General features: G+C 49.3%; 16 protein-coding genes. 10 read left to right on the top strand and 6 right to left on the bottom strand.

Translation table 11 applies throughout. The features are described 5' to 3' along the window. The first annotated feature begins 124 nt into the window (after positions 1-124). Genes DNK57_RS03270 through DNK57_RS03310 form a run of 9 tightly spaced genes read left to right on the top strand, consistent with a single transcriptional unit; the run spans position 125 to position 8,778 of the window. Positions 125-712 carry a 30S ribosomal protein S3ae gene (locus DNK57_RS03270; RefSeq protein WP_192961617.1) on the top strand — a complete coding sequence of 196 codons (588 nt, stop codon included), beginning with the start codon at positions 125-127 and terminating at the stop codon, positions 710-712. 19 nt (positions 713-731) lie between these two features. Further along, positions 732-1,415, top strand: coding sequence for a TIGR00297 family protein (locus DNK57_RS03275; protein ID WP_192961618.1), 684 nt, complete (start codon positions 732-734; stop codon positions 1,413-1,415). Positions 1,416-1,446: 31 nt separating this feature from the next. Beyond that, positions 1,447-2,676: a 2,3-bisphosphoglycerate-independent phosphoglycerate mutase gene (locus tag DNK57_RS03280; protein WP_192961619.1), complete on the top strand. Its 1,230-nt coding sequence runs from the start codon at positions 1,447-1,449 to the stop codon at positions 2,674-2,676. A 1-nt stretch (position 2,677) separates the two neighbouring features. Next, entirely contained in the window at positions 2,678-4,027 is a 1,350-nt protein-coding gene (gene glmM, locus DNK57_RS03285) for a phosphoglucosamine mutase (protein WP_192961620.1), read from the top strand. Positions 4,028-4,031: 4 nt separating this feature from the next. Next, positions 4,032-5,303, top strand: a complete 1,272-nt coding sequence (gene glmU, locus DNK57_RS03290) for a bifunctional sugar-1-phosphate nucleotidylyltransferase/acetyltransferase (protein ID WP_192961621.1) — start codon at positions 4,032-4,034, stop codon at positions 5,301-5,303. 4 nt (positions 5,304-5,307) lie between these two features. Beyond that, complete coding sequence (locus tag DNK57_RS03295) at positions 5,308-5,775, top strand: gamma carbonic anhydrase family protein (protein ID WP_192961622.1); 468 nt, start codon at positions 5,308-5,310, stop codon at positions 5,773-5,775. Positions 5,776-5,811: 36 nt separating this feature from the next. Further along, positions 5,812-6,912 (top strand): histidinol-phosphate transaminase, encoded by a 1,101-nt coding sequence (gene hisC / locus DNK57_RS03300; RefSeq protein ID WP_192961623.1) that lies wholly within the window; start codon positions 5,812-5,814, stop codon positions 6,910-6,912. Positions 6,913-6,917: 5 nt separating this feature from the next. Beyond that, on the top strand, positions 6,918-7,613 hold the full coding sequence (locus tag DNK57_RS03305; protein WP_192961624.1) for an anaerobic ribonucleoside-triphosphate reductase activating protein: 696 nt from the start codon (positions 6,918-6,920) through the stop codon (positions 7,611-7,613). Positions 7,614-7,644: 31 nt separating this feature from the next. Continuing rightward, positions 7,645-8,778, top strand: coding sequence for a tetratricopeptide repeat protein (locus DNK57_RS03310; protein ID WP_192961625.1), 1,134 nt, complete (start codon positions 7,645-7,647; stop codon positions 8,776-8,778). An 8-nt stretch (positions 8,779-8,786) separates the two neighbouring features. Here the strand turns inward: DNK57_RS03310 and glmM (DNK57_RS03315) are convergent, their stop codons facing one another. The 3 genes from glmM (DNK57_RS03315) to DNK57_RS09015 all read right to left on the bottom strand — a co-directional run bounded on the left by glmM (DNK57_RS03315) (position 8,787) and on the right by DNK57_RS09015 (position 11,600). Beyond that, complete coding sequence (gene glmM, locus DNK57_RS03315; RefSeq protein ID WP_192961626.1) at positions 8,787-10,151, bottom strand: phosphoglucosamine mutase; 1,365 nt, start codon at positions 10,149-10,151, stop codon at positions 8,787-8,789. A 52-nt stretch (positions 10,152-10,203) separates the two neighbouring features. After that, positions 10,204-10,809: a hypothetical protein gene (locus tag DNK57_RS09010; protein ID WP_226891024.1), complete on the bottom strand. Its 606-nt coding sequence runs from the start codon at positions 10,807-10,809 to the stop codon at positions 10,204-10,206. Positions 10,810-10,904: 95 nt separating this feature from the next. Further along, positions 10,905-11,600, bottom strand: coding sequence for a hypothetical protein (locus DNK57_RS09015; RefSeq protein WP_226891025.1), 696 nt, complete (start codon positions 11,598-11,600; stop codon positions 10,905-10,907). Positions 11,601-11,725: 125 nt separating this feature from the next. Here DNK57_RS09015 and DNK57_RS03325 point away from each other — a divergent pair, with 125 nt between their 5' ends. After that, positions 11,726-12,214, top strand: a complete 489-nt coding sequence (locus DNK57_RS03325) for a beta-class carbonic anhydrase (RefSeq protein WP_192961627.1) — start codon at positions 11,726-11,728, stop codon at positions 12,212-12,214. A gap of 22 nt (positions 12,215-12,236) precedes the next feature. Here DNK57_RS03325 and DNK57_RS03330 read toward each other — a convergent pair whose 3' ends face one another. The 3 genes from DNK57_RS03330 to DNK57_RS03340 are packed head-to-tail and all read right to left on the bottom strand — an operon-like array spanning position 12,237 to position 15,198. Beyond that, positions 12,237-12,650 (bottom strand): exodeoxyribonuclease VII large subunit, encoded by a 414-nt coding sequence (locus DNK57_RS03330; protein WP_192961628.1) that lies wholly within the window; start codon positions 12,648-12,650, stop codon positions 12,237-12,239. A gap of 25 nt (positions 12,651-12,675) precedes the next feature. Beyond that, entirely contained in the window at positions 12,676-14,355 is a 1,680-nt protein-coding gene (locus DNK57_RS03335; RefSeq protein ID WP_192961814.1) for an ATP-dependent DNA ligase, read from the bottom strand. A 60-nt stretch (positions 14,356-14,415) separates the two neighbouring features. Continuing rightward, complete coding sequence (locus DNK57_RS03340) at positions 14,416-15,198, bottom strand: helix-turn-helix transcriptional regulator (protein WP_192961629.1); 783 nt, start codon at positions 15,196-15,198, stop codon at positions 14,416-14,418. Between the last annotated feature and the right edge of the window lie 6 nt (positions 15,199-15,204).

The raw sequence follows: 15,204 nt of genomic DNA on the forward strand, positions 1-15,204 counted from the left end.
TTATAGAGTATTCCATACTGGCGGTGTATGTAACTCTAGATCATGGTTAACCAGTTAATAATGAATTTTTTGAATTTATGTTAAATCCAGCTGTTTTTACGGTGTTAAAGATTAAGGTGATATAATGGCAAAGGCTCGAAGAAGGAGAGTACGTGATACATGGAAGGAAAAGAAATGGTATGTGATAAAGAGTCCTAAAATGTTTGGAGAGAACGAGATAGGAACAACACCCTCAAGGGACCCTGACTTCCTCCTCAAGAGGAGGGTTGAAGCCACCATGAGGGAACTGACCGGAGACTTCTCAAAGCAGTACGTTAAGCTGAAGTTCCAGATAGACAATGTCGCCGGCAGTGAGGCCACGACCAGATTCATAGGCCACCAGGTTACAACAGACTACGTCCGGAGCATGATACGCAGGGGTACAAGCAGGATAGATGCCCCCGTCATAGTTGAAACAAAGGATGGTTACAAACTTAAGGTCCATCCGCTGGCCATAACAATCAGGAGGGCGAAGTCCTCACAGCAGAAATACATGAGGCAGAGCATAGAGGAACACCTGAAGGAAATCGCCTCAGAGAAGACCTTCGAGGAACTCGTGGAGGGTATTGTAACAGGAAAAATCGCCTCAGAGATATACCACCAGGCCAAGAAGATCTACCCCCTCAAGAGGGTTGAAATAATAAAGAGCAGGGTTCTGGAGGAACCAGCCTAATTAAGGGATCGGGACCCCCATGACAGACCTCAACATTGGATACGTACTCCTGTGCGTGTTCATTGGATTCTTAACCTACTATAGAGGTGCCCTTGATGTATGGGGATCCCTTTTCATGATCCTTATGGGTCTTCTCATAATATTATCAGCCGGTTTTAACTGGCTCCTTCTTATTTTTATTTTCCTGGTTCTTGGCCTCCTGTCAACAAAGTACAGACATGGATACAAGAAGCAGCTCGGTGTCTTTGAGGGAACAAGAAGCGCCAAGAACGTCATATCAAATGGAATAGTTCCCTTCATAATGGCTGCCTTTGGATACTATGACGGTTTTGTTGGAGGCTTCATAGGATCCGTTGCAACCGCCACCGCAGATACCATGGCGAGTGAAATCGGGGTTCTCCAGACCCCGCGCCTCATAACTACACTTAGGAGGGTGGAGCCGGGGACTGATGGAGGGATATCATCTCTTGGAACCGCTGCAGGTATAGCTGGAGCGGGCATAATCGGTTTATCAGCATTTTTACTTGGCGTGTGCCCTGATCCACTCAAATCGATGAAAATAGCTGTGATTGCAGGGACCGTGGGTTGTTTCATGGACAGTCTCCTGGGTGCCGTCCTTGAAAGGAGGAGGTACCTCACCAATGAACATGTGAACCTCCTGGCAACAGTTACAGGGGCAGTTATAGGAATTATTTTAGCATAGAGATCCATAAATCTAGGAAGGTGGGTTAATCATGAAAGGGGTAATAATGATAATAGATGGGATGGCTGACCGCCCCCTTGAGAAACTCTCAGGCAGAACACCACTGGAGGCCGCCAGCACCCCCAATATGGACAGGATAGCAGAATCAGGTATCAACGGGATAATGGACCCAATAAAACCTGGTGTAAGGGCAGGAAGCGACACATCGCACCTTTCTATCCTGGGATATGATCCATACAGGGTTTACACTGGACGGGGGCCATTTGAGGCGGCGGGTGTTGGCCTTGATGTGAAGCCCGGGGACATTGCATTCAGATGCAACTTCGCAACTGCAGACGATGATATGATAATAACCGACAGGAGGGCCGGCCGTATAAGGTCACGGACCTCCAGCATAGCCCGCGCCATAAATTCTATGACCATCGAGGGCTTCGAGGACGTTGAAATAATATTCAGGGAATCAACAGGCCACAGGGCCGTTCTGGTGCTGAGGGGACCCGGACTCGGAGATAAGGTCTCCGATGCAGACCCCAAGGTTGAGGGAAAACCTCCAAAGGAAATAAAGGCACTCGATGGATCCCCGGAATCCCAGAAGACCGCTGAGGTCCTCAACAGGATTGTTAAGGAATCCCATGAAATACTCAGGGACCACCCTGTCAACATCGATAGAATCGAAAGGGGTGAAGCCCCTGCGAACATAATACTCCCCAGGGGTGCAGGTGCCGTCCCCCACGTCGAGAAATTCCATGAGCGCTACGGTCTGAATGCGGCATGTATAGCTGAAACAGGGCTCATAAAGGGTATAGGGCATCTCACAGGCATGGATGTGATAGATGTTGAGGGTGCCACCGGTGGAATAGACACAGACCTTGAGAGCATAAAGAATGCCATATCCAGTACACTTGCCGCTGACTATGACTTCCTCCTCATAAATATCGATGGAGCTGATGAGGCTGGACACGACGGCGACCTTGAGGGAAAGGTCCGCTTCATTGAGAGGGTTGACTCCATCCTCGGGGATCTTATAGATGATGATGTCTACTTCATACTGACGGCGGACCACTCAACACCTGTATCGGTCATGGACCATACAGGTGACCCTGTGCCCATCACCATAAGCGGGCCGGAGGTCCGTGTTGATGACGTCACTTCCTTCGGTGAGAGGGCCGCTGCAGGTGGCGGTCTGTGCAGGATAAGGGGATCCGATGTCATGGACATACTCCTTGACCTCATGAACAAAAAGGAAAAATTCGGGGCTTAAGATGAAGGATAAAAAACCGCGACTCTTCGGTACATCAGGTATAAGGGGCCGCTTCGGAGAGAAGGTCACACTGGAACTTGCAGTTGACACAGGGAGGGCCCTGGCAACCCACCTCGGTGGTGAGGGGGAGGTCGTTGTGGGCTACGATACAAGGACCTCCAGTCAGCTCCTGGAGAACGCCGTGACCGCCGGCATAATTGAATGTGGCTGTGATGTTACACGCCTCGGGATGGTCCCCACACCCCTCGTGGGTTACGCAGCATCCAGGCTGGGTGCAGATGCAGGTGTGATGATAACTGCATCCCATAACCCCGCCCCCTACAACGGTATAAAGCTGTGGAACCCTGACGGGATGGCCTACAGCCCATCACAGGAGAGGATAATAGAGGCCATAATACACAGCAGGGACTTCAAAAGGAAGGGCTGGGATGAACTGGGTTCAATATCCTCAATAGATATCAGGGATGAGTATGTCAGGGAGGTCCTTGAAACCGTGGAGATTAAAAAACCCCTAAAGGTCGTCATTGACTCTGGATGTGGAGCAGCATCCCATCTCTCGCCCCTCATATTCAGAAAGGCAGGGTGCAGGGTTATAACACTTAACTCCCAGCCTGATGGGTTCTTCCCTGGCCGGGACCCTGAACCGGTCCCTGAGAATCTTTCTGAGTTGATGGATGCTGTGAGGTCAACAGGGGCTGATCTGGGGATAGCCCACGATGGTGACGCTGACAGGATGGTTGCAATTGATGACAAGGGGAGATTCGCAAGCTTCGATAAGCTCCTGGCCCTCATGGCAAGGGAGATTGGAGGTAAGATAATAACCACGGTTGATGCGTCCCTCTGTGTTGATGAATGCCTCGGGGACTGCGGTGAGGTCATAAGGACCCGTGTGGGTGATGTGCATGTGGCCAGCGCCATTGCAGAGGAGGGGGCCAGATTTGGAGGGGAGCCCTCAGGTACCTGGCTGCACCCTGATTTCTGCATGTGCCCCGACGGTATACTGTCAGCCCTCCGGGTGGCAGAACTTGTAGCCTCAAGGGGACCCCTCTCAGAGCTGCTTGAGGAGGTTCCCTCCTACCCGAACATGAGGGACAAGGTCCCCTGCCCCGATGGAAAGAAGGAAAGCGTAATGGAGAGGGTGGCCGCCGGGCTCAGTGACCAGTTCAGGGAAACCTCGGATGTTAACACCATTGACGGCGTCAGGATATCCATGGATGATGGGAGCTGGGTGCTTGTGAGGCCATCAGGGACAGAGCCCTACATCAGGATCACCCTTGAGGGAAAGACAGAGGAAAAAGCCAGGTATATACATGAAAGGACCCGCAGTTACCTTGAAAACCTAATAGGGTGATGATATGCAGGCCGTTATTCTAACAGCAGGTGAGGGGACCAGGATGCGACCCCTCACCCTTACAAGACCCAAGACGATGCTGCCGGTTGCAGGTAAACCCATACTCCAGTACAGTGTGGACGCCCTCAGGGATAGCGGTGTCCATGATATTGTGATGATAACAGGTTACCATGAGGAGGCCGTTAAGGATCATTTTGGCGACGGATCTGGATTCGGAGTCAATATAACCTACATCAGACAGGAGGAACGCCTTGGGACAGCCCATGCCATAGGTCACGCCTCTGAGCTTATAGATGATGAATTCATTGTACTTAACGGGGACATCATAACGGATCCCGGCCTAATGGAGGATCTGATCAGAACATACAATGAGAGGAAACCTGAAACACTCATGGTCCTCAGGGAGGTCCTGGACCCCACCTCCTTCGGAGTCGTCAGGGTTGAGGGTGACCGTGTAAGGGAGATCATAGAGAAACCAGGCCCCGATTCAGGGGCAGGGAACCTTATAAACACAGGTATATACGTATTCAGCCCGGCTGTCTTTGATTATATAGAGAGAACACCACTATCCAGCAGGGGGGAATACGAGATAACAGACACCATCATGATGCAGGTGAGGGATGACCTCCCTGTGAGGGCCATAATATCAGAGAGGGACTGGATAGATGTCGGCAGGCCATGGGAACTCCTTGAGGCGAGTGAGAGGCTCATGAGGGACCTGGAGGATTCCCTGGATGGTGAGGTTGAGGATGGTGTGACCATACATGGCCCCGTAGCCATCGGAGAGGGCACCATTATAAGGTCAGGCACCTACATCCAGGGGCCGGTCTACATAGGAAGGAACTGCGATATAGGCCCCAACTCCTACCTAAGGGCACACACATGTATAGGTGACGGTGTCAGTATAGGGAACGCCGTGGAAGTTAAGAATTCAATCATAATGGATGGTACAAACATCAACCACCTCAGCTATGTCGGTGATTCAGTTATAGGCATGGACTGTAACATAGCAGCAGGGACCAACATAGCCAATCTGAGATTTGATGACGGCCCCGTCAGGATGATGGTAAAGGATGATTTCGTGGAGACCGGCAGGCGGAAGCTGGGGGCTGTCTTTGCTGATGGTGTCAAGACAGGTATAAACTCAAGTTTCAACCCTGGCGTCAAGGTCGGCAGGGACTCCTGCATAGGGGCGGGCTGTGTGATCTCAAGGGATGTGCCCTCAAACACGCTTGTGATCCTCAAACAGGAGTACATTAAAAGGGAGTACAGGTGATTGGATGGCCTTCACGGTACTTGAAGGCGCCCGGATAGTGGGTGATGTGAGGATCGGGGACTGTTCCTCTGTATGGTACAATGCAGTCCTGCGGGGTGACCTCGAACCGATAGAGATAGGATGCTGCTCAAACATCCAGGACAACTGCGTCGTCCATACCAGTCATGGATACCCTGTCCGGGTCGGTGACCATGTATCTGTGGGACACGCAGCGGTCCTGCACGGGTGCATGGTTGAAGATAACGTCCTCATAGGTATGAACTCCACCATCCTGAACGGTGCGGTTATAGGGGAGAACTCCATCGTCGGAGCCGGTTCAGTTGTAACCTCTGGTAAGAAATTCCCACCGGGAAGCCTGATAATCGGGACTCCTGCAAGGGCTGTGAGAGAACTCAGTGATGAGGAGATAGAATCAATAAGGGATAATGCCCGGAGGTATGCTCTGCTGGCACGTGAATCCCAGTTCCGATAATCTGAACAGGATTGCATCAAAGTCAAGAGTGATTCTATGGTAAAGATCCGGAATAAGATCAATGATATTGAACCCTATGTACCTGGAAGATCCATAAAGGAAATTGCAGATGCCTATGGTCTGAAAGAGGATGAAATAATTAAACTTGGATCCAATGAGAACCCCCTGGGCCCATCACCCGCAGCGGTGGAGGCCATGAAGCGTGAACTTGAATCTGTCCACAGATACCCTGAGTCAGCCCTCACTGACCTGAGAGAAGCCATAGCAGACTACGCAGGGGTTGGAATGGACCAGGTTATCGTGGGTGGTGATGGCGCCGATGAGATAATCGATGTCCTGGGAAGGACCTTCCTTGACCCCGGCGAGTCCTTCGTGGTGCCCATGCCCTCCTACATGTACTATGAGTACACACTCCAGGCCCATGATGCGAGGGTTATCCATGCGCGCTGGGATGTCAGTGAAAACCGCCTCGACCTTGAATCTGTCCTGGATGCGGTTGATGAATCAGCCCGACTCGTCTTTCTCTGCACACCAAACAACCCAACAGGGGGTCTGATAGATAAGAAGGACATAAGGGCTGTCCTGGAGTCAACAGATGCCCTGGTAGTTGTTGATGAGGCCTACACCGAATTTGCTGGTGTGGACAACGTTGACCTCCTCCCTGACCATGAAAACCTCTTTATCCTGAGGACCTTCTCAAAGGTAATGGGACTTGCAGGTATGAGGATAGGTTATGGCCTTGGAAACCCCAGGATAATAGAGTACATGCACCGTGTAAAGCCTGTTTTCAGCCTGACGAGGCTATCACATGCAGCCGCCCTCGCAACCATCAGGGACAGGGATTACATAGCGAAATCCACTGAGTACTCCATAAAAAGCAGGGAGTACCTCTACTCTGGATTGAAGAAATTCCAGGAACTGAAGGTTTTCAGATCATATGCAAACTACATACTGATCGACGTGAGGGGTACAGGTAAGACCGCTGCTGAACTTTCAGAGGAACTCTTAAGGAATGGTATAATAGTGAGGGACTGCACATCCTTCAAAGGCCTTGATGAATACTGGATACGCGTCAGTGTCGGAACCCTGGAAGAGGATAGGAGGTTCCTTGAGGTCCTCGGTGAACTGATTCAGTGATTCCAATGAAGATTGGTTCGATGGCAGTTTCAACCCTCGACTATCCAGGTAAAACCGCCCTGGTTATATTCACCGCCGGCTGCAACTTCAGGTGCCCCTACTGTCACAACCCTGAACTCATAGATGGGGGTTATGAAGCTGACCTTGAAACCATCCTTGATGACGTGGAGAGTTACTCTGAATTTGTTGAAGCCCTGGTGGTGAGTGGTGGTGAGCCCCTCCTCCAGGCAAATGAACTTGAGGCTGTCCTTGAACATGCCCGTTCCCTTGGACTGTCAACGAAACTTGATACCAATGGCTCTTGCCCTGAATCCCTTGAAAGGCTAATCCCCCACCTCGACTATGTTGCAATCGATGTGAAGGCCCCCTTCCAGAGGTACCCTGAACTTGCAGGTGCCAGCGCAGGGGGTGTCATGAGGAGCCTTGAGATCCTCAGGGATTCAGGGGTTACAGTGGAGTGCCGCACAACCTTCGTCCCTGGCCTCATGGAGGACGATGACATAGAACTGATTGCAGGCACAATCGAATGTGATGTCTATGTCCTGCAGCAGTTCAGGAACAGAACCATCCTTGATGAATCCCTAAAGGATACAGAGCCTCCATCACCCCGGAGACTCAGAGAGATTGCAATGAAGATCAGGGACCGTTTCAGCAGGATTAAAATTCGTACAGAGGAATTCGGGGAAGAAGATATTAGATGATAACTAACTGAATCCCGGAGGTGGAGACCAGTTGCCCATACTCTCATTCAGCAGCAGGGACATTGACCTTGTGACAGGCAAGAGGACAATGACCATAAGGCGGAAATGGAAGAGGCCCCTCAGGGTGGGTGACCGGCTCCACTGCTACTGGAATCTCGTCTCAAAGGACCGTGAAAAGGTCTTTGAGGCGGTGGTGACAGACGTTGAAACAGTGAGTTTCAGAGAACTTAGAGGGAACGATGAACTGGCCAGGGAGGATGGCTTCAGGGATGCTAAGCAGCTCGAAGAGGAATTCAAGAGGATGTACCAGGGCGAACTTACGGATGATACTGAATTCCAGGTTATACGGTTCAGGAAACTCCCTGTGGATGAATGGGAGGGTAAAAAAATCGATGAAAAGGCCATGATAACAAGAAGGGCTGATATACTATTTGATTCAGGTAAATTCAGTAAATCAGAGGTATGCTACACTGCAGCCCTGAAGATGGACCCCAACGACGTCTACATACTCAACAGGCTCGGTGACAACCTCACAAGGCTGGGGAGATTCGATGAGGCCCTTCAAAATTACAGGAGGGCCATAATGATAGAACCGGAGAACCCCTACATATGGAATAACATGGCCATAACACTCCTTAACGCCGGGAGGGTGGATGATGCTCTTGAGGCCAGTGAAAGGGCCCTCAAGATAAAAACCGGCGACCCGGGCCTCCTATACTGGAGGGGTGTGATGCTTGAGGTTGCAGGAAAACCCCTGGAGGCCCTTGAATCCTATGAGCGATCCCTTGAAATTGATCCAAGGAACGCCGAGGTCTGGACAGCCAGGGGAAACCTGCTATCTGACCTTGGGAGGATGGAAGAAGCCATAGAATCATACAACAGTGCCCTTGAGCTTGCCCTTGAGGATGAACAGGACCCCAATGTCTGGAACCGTAAGGGTAACGCCCTCCTTGAGCTCGAAAGATTCGATGAGGCCCTTGAATGCTACAGGAGGGCCATTGAAATGGAACCAGAGAACGATGTCTACTGGACCAACATGGGTGTTGCCCTCCTTGAGCTCGAAAGATTCGATGAGGCCCTGGATGCCTTCAACAGGGCCCTCACGATAAACCCTGAAAATGAGGATGCTGGGATACTCCGTGAGGAGTGCCTTGAAAACCTCTAAACAACTATTTAAGTTTTTTTAATGGCCCTCTCGACGAGGGATATGCCCCAGCTGGCCATCTCATCCGCCTGCTCCTGGGTCTCTGACTCAGCAAAGCATCTGAATATCGGTTCTGTTCCTGATGGCCTTATTATGACCCATCCCTCATCTCTGAATATTTTAACCCCATCTGTAGTATCTATCTCCCTTACACCATCCTCATCTGCCAGCATCTTACTTACCATGTCCATCACATCTCCTTTAATTTCATCGGGACATTTTATCTTCCTTTTACTGGAGTAATAGGCGGGTAGTTCCGATACAAGCTCTGATAGTGGCCTTTCTTCATGGGCCATTATTTCAAGTATCTTTGCAGCTGTGAGGGCTGCGTCCCTCCCATACACAAAGTCAGGGAATATTAATCCACCGTTTTCCTCACCTCCAAACAGCCCGCCTGTCTCTTTAAGTTTTCTTGCCACCAGGAGGTCCCCTACAGCTGTTGTTATTACCTCGCCGTTGTTCTCTGATGCTATGTCATATATTGCTGAGGATGTTGCGACTGTGGTGACTATTATACCTCCACCATTTTCCTGGAGCATCCTCTTCTCAACGAGGGCGAAGGTCTTATCTCCGAGGACAAATTCTCCCCTCTCATCTATACATATTGTCCTGTCGGCGTCACCATCGTGGGCTATCCCCAGATCAGCCCCTGTTGACCTCACAGCATCCATCAGCTCAGAGAGATTCTCAGGGACAGGTTCAGGGTCCCGGCCAGGGAAGAACCCATCAGGCTGGGAGTTAAGTGCTATCACCTGACATCCAAGTCTCCTGAGGATGTAGGGCATGGTGTATGATGCTGCTCCGCAGCCGCAGTCAACCACCACCCTGAATTTCCTCTTGCGGATGGCCTCTGCATCAACCCTCGCTATGACACCGTCCTGGTACTCTCTGATTATGGAGGGATTTGATGTGAGGTTCCCGATTTTATCCCAGGAGGCCCTTCTGAAGTCTTCGCTGAAGAATATCCTTTCTATTTCCTCCTCCATCTCTTCAGGGATGCCTATACCGTCTGAGTCAACGAATTTTATACCATTGTACTGTGGGGGGTTGTGGGAAGCCGTTACGATAACCCCCCCATCATAATATTTTCTGACTGCATACTGAACAGCCGGTGTTGGGAGTATTCCCAGGTCAACAACATCACATCCACTTGAAAGAAGGCCGGATATGACAGCATTCTTTATCATTACAGTGGATGTCCTTGTATCTCCTCCAACAGCTATTTTCCCTTCTACAGTTGAACCGTATGCTGCTGCAAGCTTTGATGCGAATTCAGGTGTTAAAACCTCATTTGCAAGTCTTCTAACTCCGAATGTACCAAAGAGTTTCTTCATTTTTTTAACAGCCCCCTCACTGGATAATATTTGAAATGTTAATATGATAAAGTCAGACATTCACTCTGTAAACAGAAAAGTCCCTGTTCCTGTAAACAAGTCTGGAGTAGGGGGGAGTCCTGTCCTCATTATCCAGGATTATGTAGCCCACCCTGTCCCTCATTATATCATGCTTCGTATAGTCAAAGCTGCTGATATACTTTTCCGCGTTGAGCGAACGGATGGTTCCCGGCCCATAACCGCCCGCCGATACCGGTTGCCCTGAAACTGCAACTATGGCGGGTTGGATGCGGTAGTCAGACACAACAACAGTCTTATGGTCTCCGTTATACTTGAACCACTCTGCAATATCGAGTTCAGAATCTGAAACCGCGGGTTTTATGAAGCTTGCAAGGGAGTAACCATCATAGATGCAGTAAAGGGATATAAGCAAAATAATTGCGTAAAAGGACCATTTACCATTAGTTATCCGTATTGAAGTCAAAAGAGCGGCTCCCAGTGTTGCCATCGGGAAGAGGGCGAAGTACAGTATCCGGTCCGAGAGGACCTTCAAACCCAGAAGGTGGCCAGCTGTAAGTGCCAGAACGAATACAGACCAGACAGCCATTATAACATCCTTTTTCTCCCTCCGTCCAGCCGCATGAACAATTCCTGCCAATGAAAATATGGTGAGCAGAACCCCCAGATGGGTGATGTATCCCTTCAGATGTAGTGCACTGGTCGGCGGTGACCTGAATACAAAACCGTATTTAACTATAGGGGTGCATACCAGACAGATGCAACTAAAAGACCGGACCCGAGGATTATTAATAGATTCCCTGGTCTGATATCATATCTCCCAATGTAAAGGGCCATGGTTGAGAGGGTAAGCACTGCTAAAATTATGGAGGCAGAAAGGAGATGGGTCATTAACATTAACCCCAGGAGCAAGCCGGTTAAAACAGGGTAAAGCCTTGAGCAACTTTCCATGGACTTGTAGTACCCATAAACAAGGATGGGGATGGATATCATCGCAAGGGACTCAGGGATTGGGGACATCATCCTTATGAAGAACAGGCTTGAAAATAGGAAAATGCCTGTTAAGAATCCTGCCAGAGGTCCGTACAGTTTTCCTGAGACATATGAAAATGACAGTACAATGAGAAATGCAAACACTGGCTGTATGAATCTGGAGACTGTGAAAAACCCCAGGCCGGTTATTTTAGTGAGAAAAACCAGCATTATGTGAAAGAGGGGCGGATAATATATGGGTCTCCCATAGGGGGCGTAGGTTAGAGGATCCCAGAACACGATACCCTTCTCCATGTAAAGGGTGGCATTATGTATATGGTAATAGATATCCCATGTCAGCGGAACACCATACTTTAATGTGGGTATTAAAGCCAGGAAAAATGCGAATAGTGCCGGTAAAATGATTAAGAATACATCCCTCTTCCTCCAGATATCCATGTTCTTCCCTCCATATTAGGTAATAGATACATATTAGGGATACATATTAGGTAATAGATAACTAATGTAGATGAGGTTTGTTAGCATGATTATTAAAGGTTAGCATGATTATTAAAGGGGTTAGCATGATTATTAAAGATATCCTCAGAAAAAATCAGGACTTCAAGTTCCAGGATCTGTCAGATTTAAAACCTTCCCCGAAGCTGTGTATCATCACATGCATGGACTCCAGACTCATAGGTCTCCTTGAGAGGGCCCTTGGGATCGGGAGGGGTGATGCGAAGGTAATAAAGAACGCGGGTAACATTGTGGATGATGGGGTTATAAGATCCGCTGCAGTTGCCATATACGCCCTGGGTGTTAATGAGATCATCATAGTCGGCCACACCGATTGTGGGATGGCACGCCTTGATGAGGATCTCATAGTCTCAAGGATGAGGGAACTCGGGGTTGAGGAGGATGTCATTGAGGATTTCAGTATCAGTGCTCTCAATCCAATAGCTGATGAGGAAGAGAATGTGATTGAGGGTGTTAAGAGGCTGAAGTCATCCCCCCTCATACCAGCATCCATAGGGGTCCACGGACTGATAATAGACATAAACACAGAAGATTAAAGCCACTTTACATTGATGAAGGTTAACCATAACCAGGGAGAGGTCTCAAACCTGAAGGTTCCTCTACGGCCACCTCAAGTAATCCCCTGTACTCCTTCACCCTCCCAGTTACCTGTACTCTCATCCCCTTCAGCAGCAGAAGGTCAGGGCCATTCCTCTTTATTGTCTCTGCTGTTGATTCAAACATAACAGCCGTTATTGTACCGGTGCCATCATTTATTTTCAGAAATAGGATCCCCGAGTGTTCTGATTCGTGGACATCAGTCACTGTGCCCTCGACTGTAACCTTCCTGTCAATCATACCCCTTTCAATCTGAGCTATTTTAATAAGGTCCGGTGTGAGGGTCGCCGAAGAGATTATCATTCCGGTAAACCCGGCGAGTCCCAGCATGGCTGATATTATGAGCAGTTTCCTATCATCCAGAAGGGTTCCCATAGAAATTATTAATACTATATACTATTTAAATATTACTAACTTCTGGCTGCCCGGACTGGAAGAGGGATTCTATGCGTCCAACTGTATCAACATCGTCCAGGCACAGATCGTCCCTTATACGTTTCACCACTGGAAAACGCAGGGAATAACCGCTTTCATACTCAGGACTCTTCACTATCTCACTGTAGGCAACCTCAAGTATTATTTCTGGTCTGACCAAAAGCTTCCGTCCCTTCCTCTCAATGGCAAGTTTTTCCATCCTCTCTGAGAGTTGCTGGAGTGTCTCATCGTCAAGACCCGTTGCAACATGTGCAACCGTAACAAGATCCCCGCTATCCTCATCCCTAGCAGCCAGGAGATAGGATCCCACCAGATGTGCCCTTTTACCCCTGCCATAGGTGCCACCGACCACAATGAGGTCCAGGGTCTCGGGTTCCGCCTTAAACTTAAGCATCTTCTTACCCCTTATGCCAGGTATGTACGGTGCCTCGGTATCCTTTATCATTATACCCTCATGTCCCTCTCTTATTGACTCCTTGAAGAGCCATAAAGCATCATCAAGGTTATCTGGACCCACATCAACCATGCGACTCGCTTCAACCTTTCCAGGTATCTCTGAGAGTATTGACTCAAGGGCCTCCCTCCTCCTTCTTAGGGGCTCATCAATCAGGGGTCCCCTGTGGTAGAGGACATCAAAGAGGAATAGTGAGAGGGGAACCTCCCTTTTAAGTCTCCCTATATCATATTTTCTTCTAACACGCTGGAGTATGTACTGGAAGGATGCTGGCCTCCCATCCATGGTGACTATGATTTCACCCTCAACTATGTAGTCATCATCGGGAAGGGCCTCCTCAACACCCTCAAGTATCTCAGGCACCGCCGCGGTTATGTTCTCAAGCCTCCGTGTGAAGATGGATATATCATCCCCGCATCTGTGTATCTGGACCCTTATACCATCATATTTGGTTTCACAGAAGGCCCTTCCAAGCTCCATTATGGCGGATTCTATGCTGCTGGCAAGCTGTGCCAGCATGGGTTTCACGGGTCTTCCAGGTTCAAGGTTGAGTCTTCCAAGACCAGACTCCCCCTCCTCACTTGCAACAGAGGCCACCATTCCCAGGTCATTTGTGAGCATGTGGGCCCTCTCAACGAGAGAAGGGTCAACCTCAAAGGCCCGGGCAATGGCTTCCCTTATTATACCCTCTGCCACGCCAACCCGCAGTTCCTCAAGTACCGTCCTTGTTATATACCGTGCCTCAAGGGGCTTTGCCTGCGATAGGACCTCAACCAGTATGTTTATCTTCTTTGACTGTGCTCTATCACCGGAAGCAGATGCCAGGGCCTTCAGTCTACTGTAAACAAATTCGACCGTTAGGGGTCGTGAAAAAAAGGTTGTCTGAGTTTTCCTGGAGAAGAGTTTCTCACTTGCAAGACCTATATCGCCCTGTTCCCTTATTTCATCCTCGATTTCCTCCAGGGAAACCCCCACAACCAGGGATATAGCCTTCATGAGCAGCTTTATGCCAACCCCAAGTTCCTCCTCGCTCCAGATGGGAAAAACCCTGCCAAGCATGAGAATTGTTACAACAGGCAGAAGTTCCTTATCAACACTCCTCAGGAGCTCCGCAAGTATTTCAGTCTTTTCAAGGCGTTTTGTGGTTGATTCGAGTCTGTGGTATACCTCTGCAAGTTCCATATAGAGCAATTCCCTCATCCCCTCACTCATCTGAACATGTAAAACCTCATTGCCCTTATTCTTCAAGCCCTATTCAGCAGGACACTCCTCCTCTGCTGGAACTTCAGCCATCTCCCTGAAGTGCCTGAATAGTCTCCATGCCCAGCCTATTGCCTCCTCATCCCTTGAAAAGAGGAATCTCGCAGGATCATAGAGACCATTGGACATGAAGAGGGAGAGGGCCATTGCTGTGTCTGTTATTATGAGGCTGAACCTCAGTTCAGAATCGATGGTGCTGATTTTAACATTTTCCCCTGCTTTCTCCAGTTCAAGGGCATCTGCAACATCCCCTGAGAGTATCATCTCGGTCCTTATCCCTGATTTCAGGAGGTCCTCATAGAATGGGTGTTGAACGCCCGAAACTATCCACACCCTGCCGGAGTTCAGGACGTTCTCTGCAACGATCTCATAAGGCTCTGTGAGGTTTTCAGGTTTTGCCTCGAGGAGTGATGCCCCCTCAAGGGATTCTATACTATAGAGGAGGGATTCCGGTAGGGACCTGAGGTCATGGTCAAGCAGGAAATCCGAGAGTTCCCTGACCACTGAGATCGTCCTTATGATCCCCTGAACCTTGAGGGAGATTATCCTGCCGGTTGATGACAGTTCATATTTACGGTTGACCCTGGATACCATACCCTTCTCCTCGAGCTGATATATGGCGTGTAGAATTGTTGATGAACTCGATTTTATGATGGATCTCATCTGAGAGAGTTCCATCGGGCCATCCATCAGCGCCATTAAAACTCTGAGCCTTATCTCAGATGAGAAAAGAAATTTGATGTCCTTTCTGACTTCGCTGAATGCTTCAAGCAAGACCAG

Origin of the sequence: Methanothermobacter thermautotrophicus, from assembly GCF_014889545.1 — an archaeon.
GTDB classification, from domain to species: domain Archaea; phylum Methanobacteriota; class Methanobacteria; order Methanobacteriales; family Methanothermobacteraceae; genus Methanothermobacter; species Methanothermobacter thermautotrophicus_A.